The 12,127-nt window shown below is 52.0% G+C and carries 15 protein-coding genes; 6 read left to right on the top strand and 9 right to left on the bottom strand.

Features of this window, described 5'->3' with window-relative positions; genetic code table 11:
- Positions 1–3 precede the first annotated feature (3 nt).
- Positions 4–939 carry a DMT family transporter gene (locus tag ACZ2GZ_RS12340; RefSeq protein ID WP_214715462.1) on the top strand — a complete coding sequence of 312 codons (936 nt, stop codon included), beginning with the start codon at positions 4–6 and terminating at the stop codon, positions 937–939.
- 137 nt (positions 940–1,076) lie between these two features.
- Positions 1,077–1,379 (top strand): hypothetical protein, encoded by a 303-nt coding sequence (locus ACZ2GZ_RS12335; RefSeq protein ID WP_058765743.1) that lies wholly within the window; start codon positions 1,077–1,079, stop codon positions 1,377–1,379.
- 37 nt (positions 1,380–1,416) lie between these two features.
- Here ACZ2GZ_RS12335 and ACZ2GZ_RS12330 read toward each other — a convergent pair whose 3' ends face one another.
- The 3 genes from ACZ2GZ_RS12330 to yfkAB are packed head-to-tail and all read right to left on the bottom strand — an operon-like array spanning position 1,417 to position 3,959.
- On the bottom strand, positions 1,417–2,559 hold the full coding sequence (locus ACZ2GZ_RS12330; RefSeq protein ID WP_021067772.1) for an MFS transporter: 1,143 nt from the start codon (positions 2,557–2,559) through the stop codon (positions 1,417–1,419).
- 45 nt (positions 2,560–2,604) lie between these two features.
- Positions 2,605–2,799, bottom strand: coding sequence for a hypothetical protein (locus ACZ2GZ_RS12325; RefSeq protein ID WP_470295298.1), 195 nt, complete (start codon positions 2,797–2,799; stop codon positions 2,605–2,607).
- Between the two features lie 53 nt (positions 2,800–2,852).
- Entirely contained in the window at positions 2,853–3,959 is a 1,107-nt protein-coding gene (gene yfkAB, locus ACZ2GZ_RS12320) for a radical SAM/CxCxxxxC motif protein YfkAB (protein ID WP_214715460.1), read from the bottom strand.
- Between the two features lie 85 nt (positions 3,960–4,044).
- Here yfkAB and ACZ2GZ_RS12315 point away from each other — a divergent pair, with 85 nt between their 5' ends.
- The 3 genes from ACZ2GZ_RS12315 (at position 4,045) to ACZ2GZ_RS12305 (ending at position 6,131) form a co-directional block, all read left to right on the top strand.
- Positions 4,045–4,254: a hypothetical protein gene (locus ACZ2GZ_RS12315; RefSeq protein ID WP_016510454.1), complete on the top strand. Its 210-nt coding sequence runs from the start codon at positions 4,045–4,047 to the stop codon at positions 4,252–4,254.
- Positions 4,251–5,627, top strand: a complete 1,377-nt coding sequence (gene rlmD, locus ACZ2GZ_RS12310; RefSeq protein ID WP_131472984.1) for a 23S rRNA (uracil(1939)-C(5))-methyltransferase RlmD — start codon at positions 4,251–4,253, stop codon at positions 5,625–5,627. The genes ACZ2GZ_RS12315 and rlmD overlap by 4 nt, the downstream gene beginning before the upstream one ends.
- Before the next feature lie 96 nt (positions 5,628–5,723).
- Positions 5,724–6,131 (top strand): cytidine deaminase, encoded by a 408-nt coding sequence (locus ACZ2GZ_RS12305; protein ID WP_021067768.1) that lies wholly within the window; start codon positions 5,724–5,726, stop codon positions 6,129–6,131.
- Between the two features lie 31 nt (positions 6,132–6,162).
- Here ACZ2GZ_RS12305 and ACZ2GZ_RS12300 read toward each other — a convergent pair whose 3' ends face one another.
- Complete coding sequence (locus ACZ2GZ_RS12300) at positions 6,163–6,378, bottom strand: hypothetical protein (protein ID WP_031200364.1); 216 nt, start codon at positions 6,376–6,378, stop codon at positions 6,163–6,165.
- A 121-nt stretch (positions 6,379–6,499) separates the two neighbouring features.
- On the opposite strand from ACZ2GZ_RS12300, the gene ACZ2GZ_RS12295 reads away from it, so the two are divergent.
- A complete protein-coding gene (locus tag ACZ2GZ_RS12295; RefSeq protein ID WP_021067766.1) occupies positions 6,500–6,787 on the top strand; it encodes a hypothetical protein in 288 nt (95 codons plus the stop codon).
- Between the two features lie 30 nt (positions 6,788–6,817).
- Here the strand turns inward: ACZ2GZ_RS12295 and ACZ2GZ_RS12290 are convergent, their stop codons facing one another.
- From ACZ2GZ_RS12290 to ACZ2GZ_RS12270, 5 genes are all read right to left on the bottom strand, one after another.
- A complete protein-coding gene (locus tag ACZ2GZ_RS12290) occupies positions 6,818–8,203 on the bottom strand; it encodes a sensor histidine kinase (protein WP_214715458.1) in 1,386 nt (461 codons plus the stop codon).
- Positions 8,200–8,889: a response regulator transcription factor gene (locus tag ACZ2GZ_RS12285; RefSeq protein WP_021067764.1), complete on the bottom strand. Its 690-nt coding sequence runs from the start codon at positions 8,887–8,889 to the stop codon at positions 8,200–8,202. The genes ACZ2GZ_RS12290 and ACZ2GZ_RS12285 overlap by 4 nt, the downstream gene beginning before the upstream one ends.
- A gap of 169 nt (positions 8,890–9,058) precedes the next feature.
- Complete coding sequence (locus ACZ2GZ_RS12280) at positions 9,059–9,625, bottom strand: GNAT family N-acetyltransferase (protein ID WP_021067763.1); 567 nt, start codon at positions 9,623–9,625, stop codon at positions 9,059–9,061.
- Positions 9,626–9,826: 201 nt separating this feature from the next.
- A complete protein-coding gene (locus ACZ2GZ_RS12275) occupies positions 9,827–11,131 on the bottom strand; it encodes an amidohydrolase (RefSeq protein ID WP_470295297.1) in 1,305 nt (434 codons plus the stop codon).
- A 13-nt stretch (positions 11,132–11,144) separates the two neighbouring features.
- A complete protein-coding gene (locus tag ACZ2GZ_RS12270; protein WP_214715452.1) occupies positions 11,145–12,053 on the bottom strand; it encodes a TIGR01777 family oxidoreductase in 909 nt (302 codons plus the stop codon).
- Positions 12,054–12,127 lie beyond the last annotated feature (74 nt).

Here is a 12,127-nt window from a genome sequence, read left to right as displayed (position 1 = left end):
GTCATGTCGAATGTATTTCAACGCCCTTGGACGGTCACGTTCTTAGCCCTATTCAACACGTTCTTATGGGGGAGCGCTTTTCCGTTCATCAAACTGAGCTACGAAGCGCTCGATATCCAGGAAAACGAATACGGGCAACAGCTGTTCTTTGCCGGGGAACGCTTTTTATTGGCCGGTCTGCTCTTACTCGTCATCAGTCGACTCGTCTTCAAGCGTCCGATTCGCTTAACTGCTGAAAAGCTAAAGGCGTATGCGCATTTAGGGGCATTTCTGACGTTCTTACAATATTTGTTCTTCTATATCGGTCTTTCGATCTCGACGGGGGTGCAGGGCTCGATTATCGCGGGGTCGACGTCATTTTTCCAGATGGCACTCGCTCATTTTCGTTATGAGGATGATCGCTTGAATCGCTTGAAAGGGATTGCCCTTACGCTCGGATTCTCCGGAATCGTCATCGCCAACTGGCCGACGGCAAGCGCGGAAGTCGGGTTTGGGATTGGAGAGATTCTGCTCATTATGGCGATGATCTCAGGCGCGTTCGGGAATTTGATTGCCAAAGATTATTCGCGCTCGCATGACGTCGCTCCGATGACGGCTTGGGCGATGGTGATTGGCTCGCTCGGACTACTCATCGTCGGTTACGTGCTTGCGCCAGGGGATGTGTTCCTGCCTTACACCGTGACGACCCTCTTCTTCTTGTTGTATCTCGCCCTCTTGTCGGCGGTCGGGTTCACATTATGGAATACGCTGATGAAATATAATCCGGTCAGCCGGGTATCGCTCTATATGTTCTTTGTTCCCTTATTCGGTGTCGTCCTATCGAGCGTGTTACTCGGGGAGACAATTCCATGGAACGCGCTCGTCGGGTTGTTGTTCGTCATCGCTGGGATTTATCTCTCCACATATTTTCAAGGACGAGCGAATCGGGGAGTGCGATGACAAAGTGAGGGAGAGGCATGGTTGACGGAATCTTGTTCCCATGGCAAAATATATTAAAAATTCTGAATTCTTTCAGTTGAAATCGGTCTTCGTTGTAAAGACTTGCGTGCGAATCGAAAAGAAAGGAGGGTGCTACCGTGGCAAGAAATCCAATCGTCCGAAACATACTCATCTCTCGCCAACCGCGAGACGAGTATGTCAAATACGTGATGAAGTGCGTAAGTCGCGGGTTGAAGGAACATCATGAGCAAGTGGACGCGCGTGCTATGAGGCATGGCGAAGACATTCAGACGAAATGGCAAATCAATGATCGAGTCATTGAAGTCACGCTCAAGTCCGATGTGTTGGCCTCGCTCGAGACGGAACCGTTCGCGCTCGATGAGGTGTTCATGCGGGCGTTCGAACGAAACGATGTCAGGCTCGGTCCGCTGAAAGAATAACGTGAAACAGGGAGGGTCTCGGCGGAGACCCTCCCTTTTAGATGTCAATCGGCTTGGCTTTCGCCGTGAATAAACTGACGGCCAGAATCCCAAGAATGAGCGTATACATCAAGAAATACACTTCTTTTGGTAACGCGATCCAAAATGCGCCAATCATCGGTCCGCTAATCGAACCTACGCTGAACGAGATGCTATAGAGCATATTGCCGGTCGGTAACAACGAACGTGGCAACACTTCCGTCATATGGGCCAGTCCGAGCGAATATGTCGAGCCGAGCCCGGCGCCTGCGAGCGCGAACAAGACGAGGAGCCAGACGTAATGGTCGACAGCCAGGTTGGCGATCGCAAAAACGAGCGTGCCGAGTGTCAGGACGATTTGAAGAATCCGCTTTTTCCCGAAGTGATCGGCGAGCCGACCGAGTGGTAATTGCACGACAATCGAGGCGACGATGAACGTCGTGATGAGCGTGCTCGTCTGCGTGAGCCCGATATCGTTGCGGACTGTGAAAATCGGTAAGTTGGCATTCAAGCTCGCTTCAAGGAACCCGTATGTAAAAGCAGGTAAGAGCGTATACCCGCCGCCGATGAGGACGAGTCGGATGCGTCCTTTCGAGTCGGTCTTCACTTTCTCGGCCTCAGGATACTCATTGTCGACCTTGAAGATCAAGAACAAGGATGCGAGACAGAAGACGATCAAGACGAGGAACGGCAGCCAAAAGTGAAGGTCGACGAGCGGCGCGATAAGCGGACCGACCGCGAAACCGAGGCTGAACGCCATCCCGTAATACGCCATTGCTCGTCCCAGGCTTCGCTTGTCGCTCGCGGACGTGACCCACACTTGGGATCCGTAATGGAGCGCCGAGTCACCGAAGCCGATGACGAAACGCATGAGCGCCCACATGAGCAGGGACGGCCAGAGCGGCAAGAAGAACGTAGCGAGCGCCGTCAAGATGATGCCAAGGACGATGGTCGGACGAAATCCGTACTTGCGGACGAACCGTTCGAGTAGCGGGGCGGAGACGATGACCCCGAGATAGAGCATGGTCGCGTTCAACCCGTTCAACCAGGCCGGGTTGCCGTCCCGTTCGATGAGTGTCGACAAGAGCGGGATGAGCGCACCTTGAATCAAGCCGGAGATAAAGACGACAAGTAATAAAATTGAAAATCGAAAGCGTTGCATAGTTCACCTCATCATTGATTGCATAGTAAAAAGCTGAGAAGAGTCTCAGCTTTTTGGCTCGTCAATCGGTTGGGGTACATGGTTCAAGTGTAAGAGTTCATCGTCCCAACTGCCTTGACTGAATACTTCATCACGGTCTACTTTGTCTGAAACGAATGTGGCTGTCAATAAGATGCTGAGCACACCACCGAAAATGATGATGGCCATGACGGTGATCATAAATACATAGATGGCTGTCATCTTCAAACACCTCGATTCAGTTTATATACTGAACATTTCCCGAATCGAAGTAATTAAAACGGTTCGGCCACACGTTCCCGGAAGTTCACTTCAGGATAGTACGCTTGTTTGACGAGTGCGTTCGGGCCGAGGCATTTGACAGCCGGACAGTGGCAGGACAGTGTGGCGTTCAAACTGCTGTTCGTCCACGCCTCATACGCGTCTTGGAACGAGGTGTCATACAACGTCCCGAGCGTGCCGAGCTCATCGCCGAAGTCGGTGACGATGATTTGGCCGTCGAAGATGTTCGTGTTGAGGCGTGAGCGGCCATCCGGGTCGTTTCGCACGGTCACGTTCTTCGCCTCGTGGAGCCGTTTCAATAAAGCGCGGTCTTCCGGTAACTCGGAACAAGCATAGAACGGCAACGTTCCGAACAGCATCCAAACGTTCTCGTCCCGGACATCGAGCAGGTCGTGAATCGCCTGGCGAGTGTCAGGGAGCGACGCCGACTCGAGCGCACTGGCAAAATCGGCGGGGTACATTGGGTGCACTTCATGACGTTGACAGCCGAGTGCGACAATCTCTTCATGGATTTCCTTCAAGTGCGGAATCGTCCGTTTGTTGAGCATCGTCTCGTCCGATACGATCACACCCTCGGCCGTAAGCGCACGGGCGTTGTCTTTCATCGTCTGAAGCATCTTCAAACGTGCCTCCGCGCTCGGTTTTCGGTCCATCATCGCGAAACCGCCCTCTAAGAAGTCGGCGTCCGTTCCCCAGTTATGCGAAATGTGCAAAACGTCGAGGTAAGGGGTAATAAGATGGTAGCGAGAGAGCGGGAGCGTCAAGTTTGAGTTGATTTGCGTGCGGGCGCCGCGCTCCTTAGCGTAACGCAAGAGTGGGACGACGTAGTTGCGCACCGATTTCATCGACAGCATCGGTTCGCCGCCCGTAATCGAAAATGCGCGTAAATGCTCGATTTCATCCAAACGCGAAATCAATAAGTCGAGCGGGACTTCGGGTTCTTCTGTCTGGTCGAGCATATAGCCGACCGCGCAATGCTCGCAGCGCATATTGCATAGTTTGGTCGTCGTCACTTCTACGTTCGAAAGGACGAGGCGACCGAACTCGGTTTGATCGAGGTATGCTTCCCACGGATCAAACGTTGTCGAGATGTTTTGCATATCAATTCCACCTTTTCATCAAGTCACACGAAATAGTATGCTATAATAACAACTCTTTGTCACGAACCAAAGGAGCGATCACGAGATGGGTAAATCACGAACAGATACGGCAGGAAAAATGAACGTGTTAAAATCGAGAACGGAATTACTGTGCTTATCAGTCAATACGTTGGACGAATTCACGACGCCAGAGGATTTGCATCGATTGTTAGCTGATATTGATTCCTTACGTGCGAAAGTCGTACGTTACGCCAAAGATTTAGAACAAGTATCTCGAAAGGATGAAACACATTGAAACTGATCGTAGGAGAATACACAAGCGCCCAAGCCGAGCGGCTAGGGATTAACGGAGAGGGCATCGCGACGATTGATCGCATGGTCATCTTCATTCCGAACTTATTACCTGGAGAAAAGGCGAAAGTCGAAATTACGCGCGTCGAGCGGAACTACGCCGAGGCACGCGTCATCAAGCGCGATAATGATTCACCGGACCGGGTCAAGCCACCATGTCCGATTTATGACGAGTGTGGCGGTTGCCAGATTCAACATATGAGTCCGCGCCTGCAGATGGACTATAAAGAAGAAATCGTCCGCAACGCCTTCCGTCAAAAGACGAAATTGAACGTCGACAAATCGGATATCCGTGGTACGAAAGGGATGGACAACCCTTGGTATTACCGCAACAAGTCACAATTCCCGCTCTCGACGCGCCGCGGTGAAATCGTGTCAGGGCTCTACAAGCCGAACACGAATGAGCTCGTGCCAATCGAACACTGCATGGTGCAGCAGCGCGACACGACGAACATCAACAACGCCATCGTCCGTATTTTGAACGAACTCGACATCCCTGTATACGATGCGCGCCGTGACGTCGGTTTTGCCCGTACCGTCATCGTCCGCTCGGGCTATAAGACGGATGACGTCCAAGTCGTACTCGTCGTCGGGAATGAAGATGTCCCGCGTTTGGACGAACTGAGTGACCGCATCATGGCGTTGCCGAACGTCGTGTCGTTCCACTTGAATATTAACTCGAACCGTTCAGGCGTCATCTTCGGGTACCGCACGGTTCATATCGCCGGGCAAGACAAGATGGACGAACAGCTTGACGACGTCCATTACCACTTGTCACCGCGTGCGTTCTTCCAACTCAATCCGGCTCAGACGGAAGTCATGTATCGGGAAGTCGTCGAGGCGGCTGGCCTAACGGGTCAAGAACGGGTCATCGATGCGTACGCTGGTGTCGGTTCAATCGGGCTATGGCTCGCGCCACATGCAAAAGAGATTCGCGGGATGGAAGTCGTCCCAGAAGCAGTCGAAGATGCGAATGCGCACATGCGTGAGAACGGGTTCAGCCATGCAACCTATGTTGAAGGCCGGGCCGAGCACTGGATTCCGCGCTGGGTCAAGGACGGTTGGATTCCAGATGTCATCGTCGTCGATCCGCCGCGCACTGGTGTCGATCATCAGCTCCTCAACGCAATGATCTCATCGAAAGCGAAACGCATCGTGTACGTGTCATGTAACCCACAGACACTCGCACGGGATGCGGACCAACTCATGAAAGCCGACTATAAAATCAACTATATCCAGCCGTACGATATGTTCCCGCAGACGGCGCACGTCGAGTCAATCGTCGTCTTCGAGAAGAAGAAAAAGAAAAAGTATTGACGGGGTTGTGAAAACGCTTGCAAAAACAGTGTTTTCACGCTATAGTTCAGATGTCAGACTTCTTTTGATAAACGTTAAGAAGCGGAGGAACATCAGATGATCCCACAAGAAAAAGTGAACGAGCTTGTCCATAAAGCAATTGATGCACGGTCGCGTGCCTATACACCGTATTCGAAATTCAATGTCGGGGCCGTCGTCATTGACGAGACCGGCAAAGAAATTTTAGGTTGCAACGTCGAAAACGCTTCGTACGGGTTGTCGATGTGTGCAGAACGGACCGCCATCTTCAAAGCGGTATCGGAAGGCAGCAAGGCAATCGAGACGGTCGTTGTCGTTGGAGACACAGCGGGCCCAATCTCGCCGTGCGGTGCTTGCCGTCAAGTCATTGCCGAGTTTGCGAGTGACGACTTTACGTTGATTCTCGCGAACATGGCCGGAGAGACGAAAGTGATGACAAAAGAAGAGATGCTACCATACGGCTTCTCGCCAAAAGATTTAACGTGAAATAAAGATGCGGACGAATTCGTCCGCATCTTTATTTGTTGCCGTCATATTTTTTCTCGCTGGCCGAGTCGTCCTTCGAGTGTCGTTTCTGTTTTTCATCTTTCACTTTTTGGTTCAGCTCTTCCACCGGAATCGGGTCGACGGTCTCCATGCCCTCCTGGTCGAAGATGCTCTCCTTGTCGGTATCGACAGCATCCGGATTATCGAACGGTCGCTTTGACGGGTTCTGTGATTTCTTCATCCTCATCGCCTCCTTGTGTTGATTGTTATTCCACTCTGTTAAATTGTGTAAACGCTTTAGGAAACGGGTTTCGATTTTGCGGAACAGTGGAATTATCGGTACATAGTGACTAAGGAGGGGTATTCGGATGGATAAGAAAGTCTTAATGGGAATCGTACTCGGTGTGGCCGGGGCTGCGCTCGTCGCGCCGAAAGTGGCAGCGCTCTTGACGCAAGACCACGATGAGGATACATGGAGCAAGATGGATCGCATGGAAAGTGTCGATTCAGATAAAGACGAGGCGGAAGCGGGTCTCACTCAACTTGACTCGAATCACCGGGCCGAGTGGCAAGCGAACGGCTTTCCGCAGACGCACGCTGAGCGGGAGCGTCTCATGAATGAATCAGATGATGCCTATAAAGGGAAGGACATCTAAAAACAGACAGCCATCGCGGCTGTCTGTTTTTTAAATATCTTCGTCCGGTAAAAGGGGGAGCGTGAGTGTGACGGTCGTCCCGTTGCCGACTTCTGAGGCGAAGTGCATCGAGCCGCCGTGGCGCTCCATAATATGTTTGGCGATGGCGAGCCCGAGTCCGGTCCCGCCGTCTTCGCGTGTCCGTGACTTATTGACGCGATAGAATCGTTTCGTCAGCTGATCGAGGTCTTCTTTCGGGATGCCCCGGCCTTCGTCATGAATTTCGGTGACGGCATTGTTCGCGGTCGCATACGTCTTCACATGAATCGATTTGCCGGCTTCCGTATAGCGGAGCGCGTTATCGAGCAAATTCCCGACGACTTGCTCGAGTCGATCGTGGTCCCCGAGAATAATCAAGTCGAAGTCGAGGTCCGTCTCGATGGTGACGCCTTTCGCCCGCGCGATCGGCTCGAAGCGATAGAGAACGTCTTCGAGCACTTGCGAATAGACGACTGGTTCTTTCGTCATCGGATACGAATCACGCTCGAGTTGGGCCAAGTCGAGCAAATCGTTGACGAGCCGTTGCAACCGTTCGGTCTCGTTCTCGATAATTTCATAATATTGATTTTTCGTTTTCTCATCGAGCGACGGGTCTTGGAGCATCTCGGTATAACCACGAATATACGACAGTGGCGTCCGCAATTCGTGGCTCACGTTCGCCAAGAACTCTTTCCGTTGTTCTTCGACGAGACCGAGCGATTCGGCCATCCGGTTCAGTGTCTCGGCAAGCTCACCAATCTCATCATCGTAATAGATGGGGATGCGGTGCGAGAAATCACCTTTGGCATACACTTGGGACGCTCGTTTCATTTGAATCAGCGGTTGGATGATTGTATCGATAATCTGAGTGCCGAAAATGAGTAAGTTCACGATCATCAAGATGAGCAAGAACGTGATCATGAGCCGAATCGGTTGGAACGGTTCACTGATTTTACTCAGCTCCATATACAGGATGAGCGCATTATCGAGTTCGCCGTCTCGGATGAGCGGGAAGGCGGACATGAGGATGTCGACGTCTTCGGTCGGGTGCTTGCGGGTAACAGAAATCGCATAGCCGTCTTGCAACTTGGCGAGGTCCTGCTCCCGTAAAAACGTCTTGCCCGATCCGAGACTGTCTTCCCGGACGGACGAGAGAAACACTTTCGTCTCGGTCAGTTCGTTCGTGTACGTCATACTGTCGGAAAACGCGTCAGAGAAGCCGTCCGCCTTATAGATGGTGACGAGCTTCTCTCCGCGGTTGATGAGCAGTTCTTCTTGCGTCTGAATATAAAACTTGTCATACAAGTAAAACGTCATGATGATGAACACGAACGCGGAGAAAAGGCTTGCGGTCCAGATGGTGATCCAAATCCGCTTCCGGATCGTGTATTGCTTCATACGGTCGCCTCGAACTTATAGCCGATCCCCCAGACGGTTTGGATGTAGCCACCCGCTTCGCCGAGCTTGAGACGAAGTGTCTTGATATGTGTGTCGACCGTTCGGAGGTTGCCGTGATACTCGGTCCCCCAAATTTGGTCAAGCAATTGTTCACGCGAGAACACTTTCTCTTCGTTCGTGATGAACAAGTAGAGCAAATCGAACTCTTTCCGGGTCAAGTTGACCGTTTTGCCTTTCACGCTGACCGCACGGCCATCGATATCGATGGACAAGACTCCGGTATCGAACGTCGCTTCTTGTTCTTTCGAGAAATTATGCGTCCGACGAAGCGTCGCTTCGATTCGAGCGAGCAACTCGCGGGGGCTGAACGGCTTCGTGATATAGTCGTCCGCGCCAATCTTCAAGCCGTGGATGCGATCGAGTTCTTCTGAGCGGGCCGTTAGCATAATGATCGGCACGTTCGAGAACTCACGGATGCGCATGCATGCCGTGAGGCCGTCGAGTTCAGGCATCATCACGTCGAGCAGCACGAGGTGGAACGACTGTTCTTTCAATAAGTCGATTGCCTCGAGACCGTTCGTTGCTGTGACGGTCTCGTATCCTTCCTTCTCTAAGTTCGAAACGAGTAAATCCCGCATTTGCTCTTCATCATCGGTCACTAAGATGCGAAACGTTGGTTCTGACATTGGGCATTCTCCTTTACAAAACGGTTAACGGGGACGTGTGATAATTCCCTCATACTTCTATCATACCTATCTCTCCGAATTAGAACAGAAATATTCATTGTCGTAAAGTTGTCCTCATGAAATCCACACAAAAACGCCACAAAAAAGCCAATTCTTTGTCAGAATTGGCTTATGCTTCGAGCTGGGCTTCGTACGTATGGTCAAATTCAGGCGCATGGAGTGAGTGCAAGTAAAGTTGGAAACTCGACTTCGACACTTCATACAGCACGTATTCGACATCACCTTGATTGATTTCAGTTAGTAATTCAGACCGAATCTCATTGGCGCAGAAAGCGTACGGCAGTTTTTCCGCCGCCGCGATTGAACGCTCATTCGATTGACGGATTTTCAAAAATACACTTTCAATGTCAAGTTCGAAGAAAAGTTCTGAGAAGAACGCTTCTTTCGCGACTTGATTGTAACCTTTGCCGTGATACGGTTTGCCAAGCCACGTCCCGAGGAATCCATAGCCGGATTCCACATCGAACAAGCTGATTGTCCCGATTGGGGTACCAAACTCGTTCGTGATGGTACGTGAGATGATGTTTCCTTGCTCTTCTAGCTCGATGATTTGCTTCGTGCTAAATAAAAACTCGTCAAAGTGGACCGTCTTTTGACGGACATATGGAAAGACATCTGGGTGTTGCATCAGTTCGAACAACTCCGCGCAGTCGGTAAGCTCACGAAATTTGAGCACCTTTACATTCCTCCTCCTATTTCAGACCGCTGAAGAATAGTTGTAACGAAAGCATACTTCTGGCTTCGTTGTTCGAACTTGCCTTGGCTGCTCCCTTTTATGAAGTTACAAGATTATTTTATATAGTTTTTTTAAAAAAGCAAGTAAATAAAATGCAACTTCACAAAAAAATAATAAGAGCGCTTTCACGACTGGTGTCACTCACATCTCGTGATGCGTTTTCGAGCGGCTCGTCGAGTAAACGATGTGACCGTCGACGATGGTCATAATCGGCTTCGACATGTAGTCGAGCGGGAAGTGGCTCCATAGGACAAGATCGGCATCTTTGCCGATTTCGAGCGAGCCGATGCGGTCGTCTACTCCGAGCGATTCAGCCGGATGAATCGTGATGGCGCGGAGCGCGACGTCGACGGGAAGCCCTTCGCGGGCAGCAAGACCGGCGCACAAATTCAAATATTGAACCGGCGTATAAGGATGATCCGTCGTGATGGAGACGATCATATCGTGCTCATGTAAGATTCGGTACGTCTCCCACGTCTTGTTTTGGAGCTCGATTTTCGACTTCCGTGTGAACGTTGGTCCGACAGTGACATGTTTGACACCGAGTTCGCGCAACTTTTCGGCGACGAGATGTCCTTCCGTACAGTGCTCGATCCGATAATCGAGGTCAAACTCTTGTGCGAAGCGGACAACCGATAAAATATCGTCGGCGCGGTGGGCGTGGACACGAATCGGCATCTTGCGATCGAGCGCCAGTTGAATCATCTGGCTACCGAACGTGCCGATCGTCTTTGTCGAATCAACGGTCCGGAACGCTTCACGCAACAAGCCCATGATTCCCATCCGGGTCAACTCGCCGGATTTCCCCATGCTGTGGACACGAATCGGCATCTTGCGATCGAGCGCCAGTTGAATCATCTGGCTACCGAACGTGCCGATCGTCTTTGTCGAATCAACGGTCCGGAACGCTTCACGCAACAAGCCCATGATTCCCATCCGGGTCAACTCGCCGGATTTCCCCATGCTGTGGACGCGCTTCGGGTTCTCGCCGAGCGCGAGTTTCAGGCCGGCATAGCGGCGGAGCACCATGTCCTCGATGAAGCGGCCATGGGTTTTGATGACACTCGTCACGCCGCCGATGACGTTCATACTGCCAGGCATGACTTGGACGGCCGTCACCCCGGCCATGAGCGCTTCCCGGAAGCCCTCATCGAGCGGATAGACGCCATCGATGGCCCGTGCGTGCGGGGTCATCGCCTCGACGGTCTCGTTCGCATCGTTCCCGACTGAACCCGTCCCTTCGTCATACAGTCCGAGATGGGTGTGGGCATCGATGAAGCCGGGGAACAAGAAGTTGCCTTCGGCTTCGATGACCGTCTCTCCGTCGAGCGGGTCCAACAAGTCCGCCATCTCGACGATTTTGCCGTCTTTGACGCGAAGGTCCCCGTAAAAATGTGGTGCGGTGATCGGATAGATATGGGCGTTACGAATTAACAAATTACTCACGTGCTGGCTCCTTTCAAGTCAAATGAAGTAGTTGTTTCAGGGCAGGTTCTAACGTTTCGTAGCGGAACCGGAAACCGTGATTGAGGGCTTTCGTCGGAACGACTTTCGCTCCTTCGAGGACGATGACGCTTTTCTCTCCGAGTGCGAGCTTGAGGAGCGGCGCTGGGGCGGGTGCCCAGTGGGGACGATGCATCACCCGGCCGAGCGTCTTCCCGAATTCGTCCATCGTGACAGGCGTCGGTGCCGTGCCATTGACGGGTCCCTCGATTGTACTCGTCTCGAGGATATGGACGAACAGACGGACGAGATCGTCTAAATGAATCCACGGCACCCATTGCTTACCGGAGCCGAGTCGTCCACCGACACCAAGCGTGTACGGCAACTTCATGAGTGGGAAGGCGCCGCCGTCATTCGATAAGACGACACCGGTCCGCATCGTGACGAGACGGATGCCCATGTCTTGAACGGGTTGCGCCTCTTTCTCCCACAACACGCAGACGTTGCCTAAAAAGTTGGTTCGGTCGGGGAGCGGTGTCGCTTCCGAATACGTGATGGATCGATCTTCACCGTATATCCCGATGGCGGACCCGCTGATGACGACGCTCGGCTTGCGTTTCATATTTTTAATGATGCGGACGACTTCTTTCGTCCCATCGATCCGACTTTGAAGAATGGCTTGCTTTTGTTTGTGCGTCCAACGTCCGTCGTTGATCGAGGCTCCTGCCAAATGGACGATGGCATCGACGTCTTGAAGCTCGGATTCAGGATGACTATCGGGCGTCATCCATTCGACGAACGAGATCCCTCCTTGCCGCGGACGTGGGTGGCGCGTCAATACGACGACTTGATGTCCGGCTTCGGCGAGCGCGCGTACGAGCGGTCGGCCAATCAATCCGGTACCACCAGTGATTGCTATTTTCATGGGTCTCCCTCCAATATCCTTTAAGCGATTTCAAAACGGGTATGAGGACTATAGGAATGTCTTGTACAGATAAT

This window comes from Exiguobacterium sp. KKT215, from assembly GCF_055635335.1.
The sequence above is the reverse complement of the archived record's forward strand: the minus strand, read 5'-3'. Positions and strand labels throughout refer to the sequence as shown.